Raw genomic sequence first — 18,006 nt, 5'->3', positions numbered from 1 at the left:
CGCTTTTATTAGATATAGAGACTGCTTACTTATAAAGTAGCATTTACTCTCTCTTCCTGTGACATGCTTGCAAGCTGCTGTACTCGTTCTGTATCTAAGCCCAGAAGAGTAGCAACTCTTGTTCCATAATCTGCATCCGCTTTGTAGAATAATGCGGTTTGTCTGTATTGAAGATTCTCTTTAGCTCCACCTAAATGGCCGGCGATGTTATGGACAAGGTGATTCTTATGTTCTTCGTTTAAAACTCTTCTGTACAATTCTCCAGCTTGAATATAGTCTACATCCTCATCTGGTCTGGTATGGCGATCAATAATAGCTTGAACCTCAATGACAGGTGGTGCAAATGCCAAATCAGGTCTAGGTGTACCAGCCACGCTATTTGGATAATAGTTAGGTCCGCTTCCCCCATTGCCATCTACACTCATATAGCCATCACGTTGATAAGTCATACCTTTTGTATGCTTAGGAGCATTAACTCCGATTTGATGGTGGTTAGCACCTAAACGATAACGATGTGCGTCCTGATAGGCAAAAATTCTGCCTTGTAACAATTTATCAGGAGAGAAGCCGATACCAGGAACAATCGAGCTTGGGGCAAAAGCAACTTGCTCTACTTCGGAGTGGTAATTGTCCGGATTTTCATTTAATACCATTTTACCTAATGGAATCAATGGGAAATCAGAATGATACCAGACTTTTGTAACATCAAATGGATCGAATTGATATTCCTTCGCCTGCTCTGGAGTCATAATCTGTACATTCACGCTCCAGGAAGGGAAGTCTCCTTTATCAATCGCATAGAAAAGGTCACGCGTCGCATGATTCGGATCTTTCCCTTTTATTTCTTCTGCCTGCTTAGCAGTTAATGTTTTATGTCCCTGATCAGTTTTAAAGTGATATTTTACCCAAACATAATCATTATCCTTGTTGTACCACATGTAGGTATGGCTAGAGTGACCATCCATATGACGGTAATCTTGTGGAGTACCTCTGTCAGAGAACAGGATGGTTACCTGATGAAGTGATTCTGGAGTTAAGGAAAAGAAGTCCCAAACGGCATTAGGATCAGGTAAGTTTGTTTGTGGATTTCTTTTTTGCGTATGAATAAAATCAGGGAACTTGATGGCATCACGAATGAAAAAGATCGGGGTATTGTTTCCGACGAGGTCGTAATTCCCCTCCTTGGTGTAGAACTTAACAGCAAATCCGCGTGGGTCACGCTCTGCATCTGCGGAGCCCTTCTCTCCACCAACTGTAGAGAAGCGGGCAAATAAATCCGTTTTCTTGCCAACCTCCGATAAAAAATCTGCTTTTGTATACGTGGATAAGTCGTTTGTTACCTCAAAGTATCCTTTTGCCCCAGCACCTTTTGCATGAACGACTCTTTCTGGAATTCTTTCCCGGTTAAAATGCGCCAGTTTTTCTACTAGATGAACATCCTGCAACATCGCATAGCCATCTCTCTTACCCGTTGTTTCTGATGCCTGGTCATTTGATACCGGATTACCATGACTAGTTGTTAATTTTTTGTCTTTATCTTCCATAAGTAAACCATCCTCCATCAGGTGTATTTTACATATGTAAGCATTTTGGAAATTTGTTGAAAATAACAACTTTTATGAATAAAGTAACTATTATAATGATAACATAAGAATCAGTATCATTATATTGCAGTATTGTGAAACTAGAACGACGTGTAAGAAAAACCTCTACCACGTTTATGCAATTTGATACAGAAAAAAACGTGTAGACCCTCGTACTTTTGAGTACATGATCCACACGCTATTTGGAGAGAACCAAGCTTACGTATGCGCATGGTGGATTCCATAAAAAATCCCTGCAAGTAATTGCAGAAAGTTCTATCCATAAGTTCTTTACTCTTTTCTTCGCATAGCTCTAATCAATTTTTTATTCCTTTTATCTGATTTAGCATCATTCACAACTAGAATGGCGTGGATAACACCTGGAATCCAAAGACACAGCGTTAAAATAAGGTTTAAAATCGCACTTCCCGGTCGCCCAGCAAACAAAACAGCTAATGGTGGACAAATAATGGCAAGTAAAAAAAGCATAAATAGGACATCTCCTTATTAATGATCAGTATTTGAACACTTTAGACCGATTTTCTTTCTTGTTCCATTTCGATTACCATTTTACGCTCCCCTGCATATATTAAGTAGGCATCTGTACCCTTTATGAAAGTAAGCAAAACATTTAATCCAATTGGTACGTGTAGAAAGGAGAAAAGATATGTGGTCACATTCGTTTGACCTGTTTCCTTATGCAGTTCAACCTGGTGATAGCTACTGGCGGCTAGCCCAGGAATATGGTATCTCTGTAGATCATATTGTTGCCGCTAATCCTGGGGTAGATCCCTATCAGCTCATGATTGGTCAGACTATTTATATTCCCATTGCCAGGCACAATATGCCAAACAATCCAGCACCTTCATCTGAATGCATTTGTATGGCAGAGGTTCAATTATCAAATCAGATGCGTATGTTGTGGGAGCAACATGTATACTGGGCGAGAATGCTCATTATTAGCATAGCTGCCAATCTTCCTGACGAGCAGTTCGTAACAAAACGATTGCTGCGTAACCCCCCTGATATTGCTAACTTAATTAAGCCTTACTATGGCGAGAAAAACGCTGCGATTTTTAATCAGCTTTTCACGGAACATCTGGTAATTGGCGCAGAACTTGTTAAAGCAGTAAAAGCTGGAGATAGCAATGCTGCAGCCCGGATCGAAAAGCGATGGTATAAAAACGCGGATGACATTGCCGCTTTCCTTAGCAGCATTAACCCTAATTGGCCAATGAGAGATCTACAAAAAATGCTATATGAACACTTGGGATTAACAGAGCAAGAGGCGGGGTATCGAATCCATAATGATTTTGCCTCAGATATCGCTACTTTTGACAAAATCGAGCAACAAGCGCTAATGATGGCAGATGCTTTAACAGCTGGTATTGTCAAACAGTTCCCTACTTTGTTTGCATGCTAATTGATTTTCCAGTTTAATCGGTAACAATCTTGAAGCAAGAGTCGCAACTAGCAAGACCTGACTCTTGCTTCTTTCCTAAAATATTCCGATATATTGTAATATGTTTTCCACTCAACTCTTATCATTTTTAGTATAGTTATATATGTATACATACCTAAAAGGAGGAATGGGTAATGGCACAAGATAACACAGCGAACGAACCAAAAAAAGAGACTGTCCGTATCGCTAATGATGTAGTGGCTACCATTGCTGGAGTGGTTGCTAGTGAAACACCAGGTGTAATCGCAATGTCAGGTGGCTTATCTGAAGGATGGGCTAAGCGATTAACCGGAAAAAATGTTCAAAAAGGTGTTGCTGTCGATGTAGGAGAAGTCGAAACCTCCATTGACTTACGCATTATTGTAAAATATGGTCTTCCTATTCATGAGGTTTGCAGACAACTGCAAGTTAACGTTCATGATGCCATTCAAAACATGACAGGTTTACATGTAGTTGCTGTTAACGTTATTGTTGATGGTGTTTCTTTAAAAGAAGAAGATGCACCCACCGCTGCACAAACCAAATTATTGGAAGCAAACTAGAGGCGCTTATCCGCCTCTTTTCTTTTTTTTCGATAATTGATAAGGAACTACTCCAGTGCGAAAAAGTCCTATCCTCCTTTCCACATGCATCACAATCTGCCTTGTATATAATGCCTTAGAAACAAGTCCTTCACTGACAGGAAATGCTCCTTGTCATTGAGGGAATTTTTTATTTTGCACACCTGTTATTAGTAGTTTTTCTTCACAATCTAGTTATTATGTCTAGATTGACTCATTATTTCTATTAGGTTACTATATTATTGCATCAAGGAGATATGGAGGTTAAGAAAATGAAAGACGTTGAGTCAGAATTGATAAAATGGAGTGAACAACTAGCTGGGTATCATTTGCCACGTTGGCAAGAACTTCCTGATATAGATCTTTATATGGATCAGGTTGTCACTTTGATTGAAAAATATCTTAAGCTGCTGTCAAATGATGATAGTAAAATTATTACTCCCGCTATGATAAATAATTATGTGAAGCTCGGGCTTATCCCGCCTCCCATCAAAAAGCGATACACACGTACGCATATTGCCTATTTAATTGCGATCTCAATCTTAAAACAGGTGCTTACTATTGCAGAGGTACGTAATGGAATCATATTTCAGTCCAAAGTAAATGGAACAAAAGAAGCATTTAACCTATTCTGCGAAGAACAAGAAAAGGCGCTGCAAGCCATAAGTGCTCATATGGGCTCCAATAAGATAACACCTATTCTTCACGAGAAAATAACGACAGAAAATCTCGCATTACGAATGGCTACTCTTGCATTTGCCAGCAAAATCATTGCTGAAAAGACGATTCAAATCCAAAAGGAAGTTACTTCAAAAGCAAAAGAATCAGAATAGGACAAGATAAGGGTAGTACTTCTTAAGTAAGATGTTTTCATGCGTATCAGGAAGAACCTCTCCGCCGTTTATAACATTCGGATACATAAAAAAAGACATCATTAGATACAGGAAAGGATCAAAAATGAATCAGCAAAAAATTGCTATCTTGGTAGACTCTTGTACTGATATTCCCTTGGATTTAGTTAAAAAATATAACTTGTATGTCGTTCCATTAAAAATAAATTATCGAGATAAAGAATATTTAGATGGTGTTGATATTACCGCAGAAGAAGTATACAATCGCCTTCCTGTCGAAATACCAAAAACATCATTGCCTAGCGGAAGTTACATTGTCGGAATCCTGGATCAAATCAAGGCAGATGGCTATGAAAAAGTATTAGCAGTTACAATCTCCAGCGGATTAAGCGGAACACATAACGTAATTAATTTGATCGGGAGTGAATACGAGGGATTAGATATTTTTGTTCTTGATACCAAAAATATTGGGATGGGAAGTGGATTTAACGCCGTTCAAGCTGCAGAATACATTGAGGAAGGGATGGATTGGGATACGTTGATTCAGACCGTTTCTACTAACATCTCCAATTCTAAAATATTCTTCTGTGTCTCTACCTTGGAATATCTCCAAAAAGGTGGACGGATTGGCTTAGTCTCCTCTATTTTGGGAAATGTCCTCAACCTTAAGCCAATTATTTCTTGTAACGAGGATGGGGTTTATTATACAGTCGCTAAAGTTCGTGGAAGAAAACAATCTATAAAAAAGGCAATGGACATAGCTGTTGAATTTGCACATAAACGAAAGAAGTATAATGTTGCTATTTCCCATAGCAATGCTGAAGAAGAAGCAAATCAAATTAAAGAAATCCTTGTACCGCTGCTTCCTAATGTTAACATCTTTACAATAGGACAAATCAGTCCCGCATTAGGAGTACACGCTGGCCCAGGATTAATCGGGGTAGGTATTCAATTACTTTAAAATTTTTCTGATAAAAAACAAACTCCCCTTATATTTGTAGCATAAGAAGAGTTTGTCGACAGTCTAAAAGAGGCGGATATCCACCTCTTTTTTCTTTATTTAATGAATTGCTTTCTTGTCAAAATTACCGCCCATTACGTCAGATACGTGTTCAATTGCAATAAACGCCTTACTATCTATCTCATTCACGATTGTCCGAAGCTTTGATACCTCAAGACGAGTTACGACACAATAAATGATTTGTGTATCTTCTTTGCTGTAACCGCCTTTTGCATAGATGTAAGTCGTGTTACGACCTAATCTATTCATAATCGCTTCGGAAATTTCCTCGTATTCTTTGGAGATAATCGTAACTGATTTTGATTCATTCAAACCTTCGACCACAACATCTATCAGTTTAAAGGCAATATAGTAGGTAAAAATGGAGTACATCGCAGAATCCCATTCAAATACAAAACCAGCTGTTGTGAAAATAATAACGTTAATGATCATGATAATTTGACCAATTGGTATTCTAGTCTTTTTCGAAATTAATATTGCCACAATCTCTGTTCCGTCCAGTGTACCACCAAAACGAATAACGAGACCAACACCGATTCCTAGAATAAGACCGCCGAATAATACAGCTAATATCTTCTCGTCTGTAAAGGCATGAACATCATGTAGCATATAGGTGGTTATTGACATGACGGCAATCCCGTACATCGTCGCGATAGCAAAAGTTTTTCCGATATGCTTATAACCAATTATTAAGAATGGTATGTTGAGCAAGAAAAGGAAAGCTCCCAGTGGCAGATTGGTTAAAGAGGATAACATGATGGATATCCCGGCGACCCCACCATCAATTACTTTGTTTGGCACCAGAAATAATTCCAACGCCACACCCATCAGAATGGCCCCAATCGTTATAAAAATGAATTGTAGCAATTTGGTAAGTAACGTTCTTTTTTTATGTTGTCTAGCCATATACCTTATCACTCTCCCTTATTTATTTTCATCTAAAACCTTACATATCATAAAAAAAATGATTTACATAACATGTAAGATTTTAGAATAGGTATTTTCATATATTAAAAATATTTTAGCTTAATTGCAACTTTTTCAATACATTGCCTTTTATACTTATCTTAAAAAAATCTTTGTACGCTCCGCATTTCCCCACTCCTTCCAATCGTATTCCAGATTATTTTACCATATATACCCATCCACGCTCTTATTATTGTGGAAAATCCTATCATACCTTCATTGTAAAGTTAACTTGACACTCAACAAAATGTAAAGTACACTTTACGTAAAGCAAACTTGACATGGAGGTGTATGGATGAAGAATCGAGTTCGCGAAAAGCGTATAGAGCAAGGCTGGTCACAAGATACGTTGTCGGAGAGAGTGGGAGTGTCAAGACAGACCATTAATTCTCTAGAAAACGGTAAGTATAATGCTTCCCTACTACTTGCCCATAAATTAGCTCAGATTTTTGGGTGTTTCATTGAAGATCTATTTATTTTTGAGGGAGATGAGAGTATATGACGGACACATATGCTGCTTTACTTGGTTTGATTGGTGGGCTTGTCATCGGTTTATCAGGTATGTATGCTGGAAATAAATTAGCAAAGAAAAAACGCGGGTTAGATGAGCGACATCACATGATTCGAACGAAAGCTAGAGCTACCTCATGGATCATAACACTTGCAACATTATATATCCTCTTTCTTGCAGTAATTTTTAAGGCCAACATTTCTGTTGCTGCTGCTATGGGAACCTTACTACTTGTCCAAATGGGAAGCTGGTTTATTTTAGTCTTTTATTACCAAACAAAGTACTAGGATTATAAAACCAGTGAAAAATCGACAGACTCCTGCTGATATTCTTTCCTTTAAAAAAACTTCTATCGAAGTCCTTTCGAAGAAGCCGGTCCTTCTTTATTGGATGTTTCTCATGCGTATCAGGAGGTAAAGCCCAGAAGCTTATACTTTCTGATACAGTCAAAAAAAAGAGGTGGTCTCCCGCCTCTTCTTTCCTACAATGATGTCAATCCCAGGCATAACGTTCTTCTTTCCAAGGATTCCCATACATGTGATATCCATTTTTCTCCCAGAATCCTGGGCGATCATTCTCCATAAACTCGATGCCGCGAATCCATTTGGCACTTTTCCAGAAATACAGATGGGATAAAACAAAACGAAGCGGATAGCCATGCTCTGGCGTCAAAGCTTCTCCATTATGCTTGAAGGCAAACATGTTACCTGGCGTCATGAAATCAGCTAGTGGCATGTTGGTTGACCAGCCTTCTTCCGCATGTAGCATCACATACTTTACTTCCGGTTTAATCTTTACAAGCTTGACCACTTCTTCCACCGGAATTCCTTCCCACAGGTTGTCGAACTTGGACCAGCCTGTGACACAATGAATATCATTGGTTGCCTGTGCCATGGGTAGAGATAGCATTTGATCGAAGCTTAATGTTTTTTCCACCTCAACCAATCCAAAAATCTTGAAAGTCCAGTTGGTCAAATCCTTATACTCAGGTACATTACCATAATGCAGCACAGGAAAATCTGTAGTAACACGCTGATTCGGTGGTACCCGATCATTATTTTTCTCCTTGGGAAGTCCGTAAAACATTCTACTGCTTCGCCCCTTCTTTTCTCCTACGTGAGTCTATTTGCGACCTACTAAAATGGCATGGTCTACTTTAATACATTTATCCATAATCGCTTCAATTCCATTATTTTTTACCAAGTCAGCCGCTTCTTCATTATAAACACCTTGTTGCAACCAGAAGGCTTTCGGCGTATGTTTCATATTGATTGTATCCAAAGCAATTGGAAATGTCTCTTCACTACGACGGAATACGTCCACAATATCAACTGGTGTTTCAATATCTTTTAATGAAGCCACAACCTTTTCACCCAGTACCGTTTCCCCGGCAATAATCGGGTTAACAGGAATTATGGTGTATCCTGCGTGTTGCAGTGCTTCTGCAATCATGTAGCTGGTACGATCCGGCTTGTTAGAGCATCCAACTACTGCCACTACTTGTGCTTGTTCCAAAATTTCTTTTCGTTGTTCGTTTGACGGATTTTCAAATGCCATGAACAATCACCTCTATCTGCTAGTTTGCTAAATCAAAACTTCTCATCATCTGCTTCTGGCACTCGTAGCGTAAAGCTTCGGTACGGTACAGACAATTTTTTGACATTATCATAAGGGATACGGTCCTCTTCAGGCAATACTTGCAAGCAGCACTCCAGATAATTAAGAACATCCTCTACATCAAGATCCCAATAAAATGGAGCATATGCCTTCAGATATTTTTGGGCGTTCTGAAACATCCAGCGTGCTCCTTTAATATTTCCGTATTCCAGATGATACAGTCCTACTGCCATCTGCAATAATCCCTGTAAAAATTTATTCTGCTTCTGCTCCATCCAGATCTCTTCCAACAAGTCGTGGCACTCATAGAATTCATGCTCATTGAACTTTTGAAAAAAGTCCAGATACTGTTGTGGATGTTTATCTTCCATAGCTATTTACCCACTTTTTGGACAGGCTTACCTGTTTTATCATACCATAATGAAATTTGACTGTTGCAAAATACTTGAGAAGTTGGTAAATCAGGATTACATAGTTTCGTAGCAAAACGTTATAAGAAAAGCTTCTATTGAAGCCTTTCGAAGAGGCTGATCCTTCCTTTGCGGATGTTTTTCATGCGTATCAGGTTGAGTTGTTCCACAGTTTATATTTTCTTATACAGTAAAAAAAGTAGTAAAAAGGCACATCATCTTAACAAAAATCTAAGGATTGTTTGACTCTCTTTCTGATACAATAAACATACTGATCTGTTAAGAAAAACTTCTATTGAAGTCTTTTCGAAGAAGCTGGTTCCTCTTTAGAGGATGTTTTTCATGCGTATCAGGTTGAGTTGCTCCGAAGTTTATACTTTCTGATACAGTAAGAAAAACTTCTATCGAAGTTTTTTCGAAGAAACCGGTCCTTCTTCAGCGGATATTTTTCTTGCGAATAAGGAAGTGAAGCATAGAAGTTTATACTTTCTGATACAGTAAAGTAAGAACAGCCCACACGAAAGGAACGAATTGTTTACATGACTCTCATGGAGAACTTTCCGCTCTGGGCGGCACTGTTAGCAATATTTTTGGCGCAAGCTATTAAGATCCCCTTGCATTATTTCGCTACTCGCAAGTGGGTATGGCCTCTCATGTTCAGTACAGGAGGTATGCCAAGCTCACATTCTGCCGCCGTCACCGCACTAACCACCTCCATCGCGATCGAAGAAGGTTTTAATAGCACCCTCTTTGCTATATCTGCAATTATTGGTGTCATTGTTATGTTTGATGCTGCTGGTGTTCGTCGCCATGCCGGAATGCAAGCTGTGGTACTAAACAAGTTGGTGGAAGAATTTAATCATCTCATTCAGGGAATGAAGACATTTAAAGTAAGACCCACTACGGAGAAAGCCAAGAAGTTAAAAGAACTACTCGGTCACCAGCCTATCGAAGTATTTATGGGCGGTTGGCTTGGTATTGTCGTAGCGCTTGTTCTCCATCCCATTTGGTAAGTTTATCAATATTTTTCCCTGTACACGCACATGATAAAGAACCGGAAAGACTTTTCATCTCTCCGGTTCTTTTTGCCTATTATTTTCTGATTTGAGCGAAAGCAGCTACTCCGTCCTCATTTAATGTCTTCATCATTCTCTCATTCACGTAACCTTTGCCACGATGAACAACGAACACTTCTACTTCCTTTTTACCCCACTGGCTATATACATCTTTTTTAGTTTTGAAGTATAGATCCAGTTTATTTCCTTTGATCGCTCCACCCTTATCCGTTACAACACCGTAGCCATATCCTGGAACATACAGGATCGTGCCTAATGGGAATACCTTTAGGTCAGCTGCAATAGTCGAATAGGTTCCCCGATGAACCTTAACACCAGAATAGGTAATGCCATAGGATGGATGCCCCGGACCTTTTCCTGTTGATTCTACGCCAGCGTAGTAGCCTGTTGCCACCACCCGAACTTTAGGATACTGTGCAAATGCTTCCAAACTAGGCTGATTTGTACTTCCAACATCATTTATCTTTTCGTTCTCCACTGCTGCTTTAACTTTGGGTTCCGATGATTTCATCGTCATCATGGAACTGGATAATACATGCCGTTTTTTGATCATTTTGTAGCCTTCTTTTTTCTGCTGCAAACCGACTGAATGGGTGGTAGTTCCTGAATCCTCGAAATTATACGAATATCCAACGGTAGTTTCACCTAATAAAATCAAGCAACTTAGTGTGAGAACTCCCACAAAACGCAACCATTTCATCATCTATTTGCCTCCTCTCACCATCTAGTCATTTCCAAGTGAGAGTGTGGCTATACATTATTTGTAAGAAAAGCCGACCCCCTAAAAGGAGAAGTCGGCTTACATGTTATTATTTATTGGCTTGAGTACGAGGTACTCGCCAGTCCAGTTTATCTACAGTTACATTACCTCTTGGGAGCACTAAAGATAGCTGTTTCGGCATTTCTTTTGGTCCTTGCATTACAGCTACGATATGCTTTACTTCTTTGCCATCCTTATTTTTTGAAGTGGTTAGGTGGAAAGATGGTTGGTATAGATTGCTTTCTTTATTTTCCAATCCAGTCTTAATTATTGAACTTCCCTCTGACTTCCTTTTTTCTTTAAGTTTAGATACCTCCGCTGCGAAATCTGATGTATGCTCAATTTTTTTAATTGTATACACGCTCTCTTCTTTTTTCACTTCCACATTATTCTTAGCAACCTCTGCAGGGTTAAACGGAATTTCCCAATTCAGAATGCGTGTATATTCCAAACTAGTTAGCTGGAAAGTTAGAGGCTGTTTGTCATTCATCGGCAGAAACGGATCTTGCCCTGAAAAATGTCTCCCTGGCAAAGTGTCCTCATCCGTAAGCAGAACTTTACCTTTGTCGTCAAGGATATTATAAGTAATATTCCCCCTAATAAATGCCTTCTCTGAATAGTCCCATCCTGCTTTTTTGATTTCGGAAGCAAACAGCTCTTCACGCTCTTTGTTAGCTTCTACATCATAGAAGATTCGAGTTGCGCTTGGTGTAAACTCTACTTTTTGTAAATCGACCACATAACCTTGAGGGAGTGTATGTTTTTGATTAACCTGGTATGTCCGCGTAGCCGCTTTGCTTTTTTCTATATCAATTGGGATCTGCATGCTCCAGTTACCCTTGACATCTCCTACCTGCGTCACTTAAGGTTTGAGTCAATCGAGACACGACAGAAAATATTATTTACAACCATATTTTTACACGATACGATAAAGATAAATAGTGGTGGTAATTTATGAATGTTTTTACTGTGAAAAAGTTAGTTTTACATATGGTAAAAAGTGAGGAAACGATTAAAAGGTGGCTTCGATTGGGGAGATTCTCAGACACTTATTTAATAAGCGACAAAGAAGGATGGAGAATACCAATGCATAATTTCATTGGTGTCGCAATACCGAATGCATTGATACAAATGATTAGAACAGAAAACTATGGGAAAAGCCTAATAAAATTGGCTTATGAAGCAGTCACCTTCTCCTAAAGGAATCGCTCACGAACACAATGTTTTAAAAATTCATTATTTTTTCGTGGAGGATATTATGAAAACTTTCATTTACATGGTGAGACATGGCGAATCACCGAAGACGGAAGGAAATGAAAGAACAAGAGGATTAACTGATAAAGGAATATCAGATGCTTATCAAATAACTGAATTATTGAAAGGAGAGGGAATCGAGGTTTTCGTTTCAAGTCCATACCAACGAGCAATCCTAACCATTCAGGAGTTAGCTCGACGTTCAGGACAAGAGGTTTTAGTATTTGAAGATCTTAAAGAAAGAATTTTTTTAAATGAAGATAACCGAATGCCTGATAAGGAATTATACCCTTTGTTGGAGAAGTCGTTTTCTAATCCAAACTTTGCTTTAACGGGAGGGGAGACTAATATAAACTGTCAGAACCGAGCTATAACGGTCTTGAAAGAATTATTAAAGATCTATCGGGGACGGAAAGTAGTATTAGGCACTCATGGAGCTGTAATGACTTTAATGATGGCGTATTATGACAATCAGTATGATTATAATTTTTTACTACAAACATCCAAACCAGATGTATACAGAATGGAATTCAATGATCAGGAATTAGTAGAGGTTAAAAGATTGTGGAATATCCAGTAATGGAGTATTCCGGCAACATTGGGTTGGCTGTCCTTTACTTGATGAGTTATTGGTACGAGCGGAAATAGTTTGGGGACTATTAAACTAACGAAGACGATAGTTCAATTTAAACAAGAATATTTACAGATCTAAAATACTGCTGTAAGTAACTAACAGAAATGGATAGAGATTCAGATGTTTTCTGAAAACCTCTATCCATTCTTAATTTTGTTAATAAAATGTCTAACATTGTATCCAATCACTTTTTATTATTTGCTAAATTGTACTTCCTCGACCTTTTAATAAAAACTAGAGACATCCCTTCTTGAATCAAAACATTCGATAACCTTTTTTCCGCAGTAATTGTATAGTGTAGCCACTGCCAACCGTTCCAGCAATTCCTGCGCTAAGAATGACTATATCAATAAGTTGTGGGACCTTCCCATTCATCAATAAGGAAATAACCACGTAAGCAACAATTCCTACTCCCAGAACCAAAGGAAGCCAAGTAGAACGGAGTAGCATATTTAAAATAAATCCGATGCCAAATCCTAGCACGAGAAACAATACAAGGGAGATAACAGCGGTAATCGGGGTTAATGGCATGATAATTATGATACCTCCGAATACAGTTTATTTTCTGACTACAGTGTAGCGAAAATCAAACTGCTGGTCAATTCATTAGTTACACTTCCCTAGTTTTTGAAAAAATTTATACACGAATAGTTGCACTTATGTAGACTAGGACAAGAATATCATATATTCTTGTCAGTCAAAAAAACAGCCTATGTCTCCTATAAGGAACATCGACTGTTTCAGGTTTTGATTGGTACATCCTGTTTCTTCATTCTCTGTTTACACCTTCAGAATATCCAGCTCACTACTAACACCCATATAGAAGGAATCTCCATGACACTCCGGGCAACTTTCAGTACCGCCAACAGCGATATTTACATATCCTTCGCCTTTGCAAAATGGACACTCTTCTGTGTGTTTATTCTTTTCCATGCCCGATCCCTCCCGTTTTTTATCAACTTCATTTTTTATGGAGAGTTCAATATATCACGGAAAACCTGGTTTGGCGAAAGTCAAAATCGAGTAAAAACAGAGAAATTCTTTAATGAAAGCGGAAACATCTTAAGTTATCTGAAAATTACGCAAATTTATAAATACTCTTGCACTCAGGTAAAAATCTTATAAGACGAATATTGAAATACGGGATTTACCGAATAGTTTTGACCCACCATATAGCTCTGCATGTTAGGTACATGCGGCAGGATAATTTGAATGTATTCGGTAGCTAGCGGGTCTTCAATTAACTCAGCTATCTTACGGAATTCTGCCACTTCAATCTCTCCTGGGTTCGGTGTTGGTTCTCCTTCTATATAATCCATAATAAAAACCAGCATATTATCGCTAATTTCTCCTTTGATAACCCCTGTACGCAGCGCTGCTACCTGTCTTACCCTGGCTGTAACACCCGTTTCTTCCTTCACTTCTCGAACGGCTGCTTCATCCACAGTTTCCCCAGGGTCTACAAATCCAGCAGGGAAGGACCATTTTCCTTTCAGACCGCCGTATGTTTTTTTAACAACCAGCACTTCCTCTCCCTTTATGACGATTCCACCAGCTGCTAACCATACTTTTGATTCTCTCATTTAATCACATCCTACTACGTAAAGATTAAAAGTCCATTTCATTCGGTTCGTGTAAGAATAACCCCCGCTCTAATCGTTACGAGCAGGGGTTACTTGGTTAATTTTCTTCTTCTTCATCTAATAAACCGTGATCAATTAAATATCGCAGATTTTCCTGATCTCGCTCACGGCCTTGTTCCTTAAGACGTTCAATAGCAGGTAAAATCAGCTTATCCACTTCAGACTGAATGTGGTGGGATAAATCATATCGATCTTGTTCCTCTAAAAAGCTTCCTACTTCCATTAAAGCATTATAACGATCCAGTTCATCTCGAGTTAACTTCCCTCTTACCTGAACGCTGGCATGACGCATCTAGTCATTCACCTACAGACGAATTTTTTTCAGAACCAACCCAAGACCACCGATTTTCATCAGATATCTTGCGTCGCCACCTTTTTTCATTATAGCAGCAGAAAGGCCGAACATTTTTTTCTTATTCATGACAATTCCCATGCCTTCGCCTTTCCCCAAGGAAGCAAGTGTACCTTGCAGAGCAGGTACAAAAGGAACTAACGTTAGCTTTTCTCCACGAATAAATGCTTTCAGGTTGCGAACCACATTTTCGGCTTCCTGAATGGAGATTTGAGCAGTCGGTGGATAAGGACGACCTTCATCATTAAATATAAGGGCACAGTCACCGATTATAAATACATTATCATGACCTGGCGCACGCATGTATTCATCTACTTTTACTCGTCCTCGCATTACTTCAAAACCAGACTTTTCTACTACAGAACTACCTCGAACTCCACCAGTCCAGACCACTGTTTTCGACTTGATTTCTTCACCAGTAGCTAAGATAACGCCATCTGCTGTACATTGCTTGATCGGCGTATTAATTTTAAATTGTATACCTTTACTCTCCAGCATGTTCATTGCATATTCAACCAAATCGGTGTCGAAACCTGGCAATGCAGAAGGTGCTGCTTCGATACTATAGATCTGGACCAGTGAAGGGTCCACATCAAATTCACGACATAGTTCTGGAACACGATTAACCAATTCGCCTAAGAATTCGATGCCAGTAAAACCCGCCCCTCCAATAACAAAGGTTAGATAATCCAAACGATCCGGATCATTCTTAAAAGACGCAAACATATAATCAATGTGTTCTTTAATTTTATAAACAGAGTTAATACTGCGGATTGAGAATGCATTTTCCTTAAGGCCCTCAATGCCGAATGTTTCTGGATCGCTACCAAGACCAACGATCAGATAATCATAGGAAAGAACACTTCCATCTTCTAATGCTACTGTTTGATCAGCAGAATTAATAAGTTGTACCGTCCCTTTTACTACATTTACTTTTTTCTGATCAATAATTTCATCCAAGTAAATTTTGGCGCGATGCGCAGGCATGGTTCCTGCTGCCGGCTCATGCAACCATGTTGTTAAGTAGTGGTAATCGTGCTTACTAACCAGTGTGATATCCGCTTCGTTATGATTTAATTTATTTTGTAATCCAACAGCTGTACTTACCCCACCATAACCAGCACCCAGAATCAAAATCTTTGGTGTACTCATTACCTAAGCCCCTTCCATTTTCTAGCACTTTTTCAACATCATCGTTCAACATCTTGTGTTTTTTTTCACGTTAGTTAATAGGTATAATCCCCTAATATAGGAAAAAATAAATGATTGCTAAAGATAAATTATTTTTATATCTGTGAAAAATTGCACTATAATAGTAAGACAACTTTATAATAGAGACAATATTCGAGCAATGCAAGCATTATTTGACACAAAATTGTTTAATTTACATATTTCGTCTTATTGATTATACCTTCCTCTTTTTTTTCAAGGTCAATCTTGTATATAATAAGTAGTGTTTAGTATTTTTACGGAGAAAGTGGAGGTGTATGGGACTTGGCTACAGGCAATAAAGATGAGCAAGTATATGATCTAACCATTATTGGTGGAGGTCCCGCTGGATTGTTCACAGCTTTTTATGGCGGAATGCGTCAAGCAAGTGTAAAAATTATTGAGAGCATGCCTCAATTAGGTGGACAACTTAGTGCGCTCTATCCTGAAAAATACATCTATGACGTGGCTGGCTTTCCAAAAGTACGAGCACTTGAATTAGTCGAAGGATTAAAACAGCAGATCTCTCATTTTAATCCCACTATTTGTCTAGAAGAAAAAGTAGAAAATGTGGAAAAACTGGAAGATCAGAACCTGTTAATCACCACAGATAAAGGAAGTCATTTATCTAAAGCAGTCATTATTACGGCTGGTGTTGGTGCATTCGAACCTCGACGAATTGAGCATCCTGATGCTGTCAAGTTCGAAAAAACGAATCTGCATTATTTCGTAACGGATCTTACTATGTTTAAGGATCAGCGTGTAGCACTATTTGGTGGTGGAGATTCTGCGGTTGACTGGGCATTAATGCTAGAACCAATTGCCAAGGAAGTTCACATCATTCATCGTCGTGACAAATTCCGTGCTCATGAACACAGCGTTGAGAACCTAGTGAACTCACGTGTAAATGTAATAACACCATGTGAGCTTACTTCTATCGATGGAGATGAACTAATTAGATCGATTACCATTGAACACAATGTCACTAAAGAACAAACACAAATTGACGTAGACGCTGTGATTGTTAACTTTGGTTTTATCTCTTCCCTCGGTCCAATCAAAAACTGGGGAATTGAACTAGAAAAAAATTCAATTGTGGTTAACTCTCGTATGGAAACAAATATACCAGGTATCTATGCAGCTGGTGATATTGCTACTTATCCTGGTAAAGTAAAATTAATTGCAGTCGGTTTTGGAGAAGCACCAACAGCAGTAAATAATGCTATTGCGTACATAAATCCGCAAGCCAAATTGCAACCTGGTCATAGTTCTAACATGTCTCTCTAAGTAAATCAAACGAAAATAGGGTCTTTCTAAGCCTTTGCTTGTGTCTATTCCACGAGCAAAGGCTTTTTTATGTATGATTTCTTTTGTTATAATTTCTTCCTCCTGTAAATATGCATATGAACCTAGTATAGAGATCAGAGTGACCGAGAACGCTACAAACTAGGAGGTGTAGCATATGAATACAATCTGTCCGGTTTGTAATGGCTTCTCCCGTCTTCTCGCCACATGTGATCATTGTCATAAATATCTACAAGATAAAGGACGGCTGTCTGATTACCAAGGGGATTACAGTCCATACCGCCCAATTGATGACCTAAAACTATCAAATGGTTACAAGGATGCCGCTGATCATCTCTGTCTTCATCTTTGTTTTTGTGCAGGATGTGGTTGTGAACAAGTACTTCCGGTAAAGGAACAAATTATGCCTCCACCAACGTAGCTAGCTTCAAAGATGGAAACTTGGGATTTCAAACTTTTTTTATTTTTCACTAGCATTTTTTCTGTAAATCATGCAAAATAGTGAAGGGAGTTTTTTACGTTCACATCATGATGACACACTCCGATCAGTTGTACAGATATTCAACGCTATTTTGCAGGAGGGGGGCCCCCGCGTGGAAACCACTGTAAAAACCGTTAAGAAGCAGCCGCGCTTACTATCTACCCGCTGGCTAGCCGATATGGTTCATCATTCTGTTCACCGATTGTCTCATTTTTTTCAAAAAGATTATAATTTGAGGGGCCAAATCCTTCAAGAAAAAATGCAAGAACACAATAGTTAGAAGTTTTGCTCCGCAGTTTATACTTTCTGAT

24 protein-coding genes are annotated in these 18,006 nt (G+C 38.8%); 11 read left to right on the top strand and 13 right to left on the bottom strand.

Annotated elements, in window-relative coordinates:
- Positions 1-29 precede the first annotated feature (29 nt).
- Positions 30-1,544, bottom strand: a complete 1,515-nt coding sequence (locus LM917_RS07390) for a catalase (protein ID WP_232696840.1) — start codon at positions 1,542-1,544, stop codon at positions 30-32.
- Positions 1,545-1,874: 330 nt separating this feature from the next.
- Positions 1,875-2,072, bottom strand: a complete 198-nt coding sequence (locus LM917_RS07385) for a YqaE/Pmp3 family membrane protein (RefSeq protein WP_232696839.1) — start codon at positions 2,070-2,072, stop codon at positions 1,875-1,877.
- A gap of 178 nt (positions 2,073-2,250) precedes the next feature.
- Between LM917_RS07385 and LM917_RS07380 the strand changes: the two genes are divergently transcribed.
- From LM917_RS07380 to LM917_RS07365, 4 genes are all read left to right on the top strand, one after another.
- Positions 2,251-3,006, top strand: coding sequence for a LysM peptidoglycan-binding domain-containing protein (locus LM917_RS07380; RefSeq protein ID WP_232696838.1), 756 nt, complete (start codon positions 2,251-2,253; stop codon positions 3,004-3,006).
- Positions 3,007-3,179: 173 nt separating this feature from the next.
- Complete coding sequence (locus tag LM917_RS07375) at positions 3,180-3,587, top strand: Asp23/Gls24 family envelope stress response protein (RefSeq protein ID WP_232696837.1); 408 nt, start codon at positions 3,180-3,182, stop codon at positions 3,585-3,587.
- 290 nt (positions 3,588-3,877) lie between these two features.
- Positions 3,878-4,438, top strand: coding sequence for a DUF1836 domain-containing protein (locus LM917_RS07370; protein WP_232696836.1), 561 nt, complete (start codon positions 3,878-3,880; stop codon positions 4,436-4,438).
- 124 nt (positions 4,439-4,562) lie between these two features.
- Positions 4,563-5,417, top strand: a complete 855-nt coding sequence (locus LM917_RS07365; protein ID WP_232696835.1) for a DegV family protein — start codon at positions 4,563-4,565, stop codon at positions 5,415-5,417.
- Positions 5,418-5,516: 99 nt separating this feature from the next.
- Here LM917_RS07365 and LM917_RS07360 read toward each other — a convergent pair whose 3' ends face one another.
- Positions 5,517-6,383, bottom strand: coding sequence for a YitT family protein (locus LM917_RS07360; RefSeq protein ID WP_232696834.1), 867 nt, complete (start codon positions 6,381-6,383; stop codon positions 5,517-5,519).
- Between the two features lie 355 nt (positions 6,384-6,738).
- Between LM917_RS07360 and LM917_RS07355 the strand changes: the two genes are divergently transcribed.
- Together LM917_RS07355 and LM917_RS07350 are read left to right on the top strand one after the other, a co-directional pair.
- Entirely contained in the window at positions 6,739-6,945 is a 207-nt protein-coding gene (locus LM917_RS07355) for a helix-turn-helix transcriptional regulator (protein ID WP_232696833.1), read from the top strand.
- Positions 6,942-7,241 (top strand): hypothetical protein, encoded by a 300-nt coding sequence (locus LM917_RS07350; RefSeq protein ID WP_232696832.1) that lies wholly within the window; start codon positions 6,942-6,944, stop codon positions 7,239-7,241. The genes LM917_RS07355 and LM917_RS07350 overlap by 4 nt, the downstream gene beginning before the upstream one ends.
- Positions 7,242-7,446: 205 nt before the next feature.
- Here LM917_RS07350 and LM917_RS07345 read toward each other — a convergent pair whose 3' ends face one another.
- From LM917_RS07345 to LM917_RS07335, 3 genes are read right to left on the bottom strand one after another with little or no spacing between them, the layout of a single operon-like run.
- Complete coding sequence (locus LM917_RS07345; protein ID WP_232696831.1) at positions 7,447-8,040, bottom strand: sulfite oxidase-like oxidoreductase; 594 nt, start codon at positions 8,038-8,040, stop codon at positions 7,447-7,449.
- Between the two features lie 36 nt (positions 8,041-8,076).
- Complete coding sequence (locus LM917_RS07340; RefSeq protein WP_232696830.1) at positions 8,077-8,511, bottom strand: CoA-binding protein; 435 nt, start codon at positions 8,509-8,511, stop codon at positions 8,077-8,079.
- A gap of 32 nt (positions 8,512-8,543) precedes the next feature.
- Complete coding sequence (locus tag LM917_RS07335) at positions 8,544-8,942, bottom strand: DUF309 domain-containing protein (RefSeq protein ID WP_232696829.1); 399 nt, start codon at positions 8,940-8,942, stop codon at positions 8,544-8,546.
- A gap of 578 nt (positions 8,943-9,520) precedes the next feature.
- On the opposite strand from LM917_RS07335, the gene LM917_RS07330 reads away from it, so the two are divergent.
- Positions 9,521-9,994: a divergent PAP2 family protein gene (locus tag LM917_RS07330; RefSeq protein WP_232696828.1), complete on the top strand. Its 474-nt coding sequence runs from the start codon at positions 9,521-9,523 to the stop codon at positions 9,992-9,994.
- Between the two features lie 79 nt (positions 9,995-10,073).
- Here LM917_RS07330 and LM917_RS07325 read toward each other — a convergent pair whose 3' ends face one another.
- Positions 10,074-10,757, bottom strand: coding sequence for a 3D domain-containing protein (locus LM917_RS07325; protein WP_232696870.1), 684 nt, complete (start codon positions 10,755-10,757; stop codon positions 10,074-10,076).
- A gap of 109 nt (positions 10,758-10,866) precedes the next feature.
- Positions 10,867-11,643, bottom strand: a complete 777-nt coding sequence (locus LM917_RS07320; protein WP_232696827.1) for a DUF5643 domain-containing protein — start codon at positions 11,641-11,643, stop codon at positions 10,867-10,869.
- A gap of 432 nt (positions 11,644-12,075) precedes the next feature.
- Here LM917_RS07320 and LM917_RS07315 point away from each other — a divergent pair, with 432 nt between their 5' ends.
- Positions 12,076-12,651: a histidine phosphatase family protein gene (locus LM917_RS07315; protein WP_232696826.1), complete on the top strand. Its 576-nt coding sequence runs from the start codon at positions 12,076-12,078 to the stop codon at positions 12,649-12,651.
- 309 nt (positions 12,652-12,960) lie between these two features.
- Here the strand turns inward: LM917_RS07315 and LM917_RS07310 are convergent, their stop codons facing one another.
- The 5 genes from LM917_RS07310 to LM917_RS07290 form a co-directional block, all read right to left on the bottom strand.
- Entirely contained in the window at positions 12,961-13,236 is a 276-nt protein-coding gene (locus LM917_RS07310) for a YuiB family protein (protein ID WP_232696825.1), read from the bottom strand.
- Between the two features lie 249 nt (positions 13,237-13,485).
- Positions 13,486-13,638, bottom strand: coding sequence for a YuiA family protein (locus LM917_RS07305; protein WP_232696824.1), 153 nt, complete (start codon positions 13,636-13,638; stop codon positions 13,486-13,488).
- A gap of 173 nt (positions 13,639-13,811) precedes the next feature.
- Positions 13,812-14,288, bottom strand: coding sequence for an NUDIX domain-containing protein (locus LM917_RS07300; protein WP_232696823.1), 477 nt, complete (start codon positions 14,286-14,288; stop codon positions 13,812-13,814).
- A 97-nt stretch (positions 14,289-14,385) separates the two neighbouring features.
- Positions 14,386-14,640 (bottom strand): hypothetical protein, encoded by a 255-nt coding sequence (locus LM917_RS07295; protein WP_232696822.1) that lies wholly within the window; start codon positions 14,638-14,640, stop codon positions 14,386-14,388.
- Between the two features lie 12 nt (positions 14,641-14,652).
- Entirely contained in the window at positions 14,653-15,852 is a 1,200-nt protein-coding gene (locus LM917_RS07290) for an NAD(P)/FAD-dependent oxidoreductase (RefSeq protein WP_232696821.1), read from the bottom strand.
- Between the two features lie 342 nt (positions 15,853-16,194).
- Between LM917_RS07290 and LM917_RS07285 the strand changes: the two genes are divergently transcribed.
- From LM917_RS07285 to LM917_RS07275, 3 genes are all read left to right on the top strand, one after another.
- Complete coding sequence (locus LM917_RS07285; protein ID WP_232696820.1) at positions 16,195-17,196, top strand: NAD(P)/FAD-dependent oxidoreductase; 1,002 nt, start codon at positions 16,195-16,197, stop codon at positions 17,194-17,196.
- A gap of 175 nt (positions 17,197-17,371) precedes the next feature.
- Positions 17,372-17,635, top strand: a complete 264-nt coding sequence (locus tag LM917_RS07280; RefSeq protein WP_232696819.1) for a hypothetical protein — start codon at positions 17,372-17,374, stop codon at positions 17,633-17,635.
- Positions 17,636-17,807: 172 nt separating this feature from the next.
- Positions 17,808-17,975: a hypothetical protein gene (locus LM917_RS07275; RefSeq protein WP_232696818.1), complete on the top strand. Its 168-nt coding sequence runs from the start codon at positions 17,808-17,810 to the stop codon at positions 17,973-17,975.
- Positions 17,976-18,006 lie beyond the last annotated feature (31 nt).

This window comes from Brevibacillus daliensis (assembly GCF_021245735.1).
Lineage (GTDB): Bacteria > Bacillota > Bacilli > Brevibacillales > Brevibacillaceae > Brevibacillus_B > Brevibacillus_B daliensis.
Note: the sequence above shows the minus strand (reverse complement) of the source record. Positions and strands in the feature narration are given on the sequence as shown.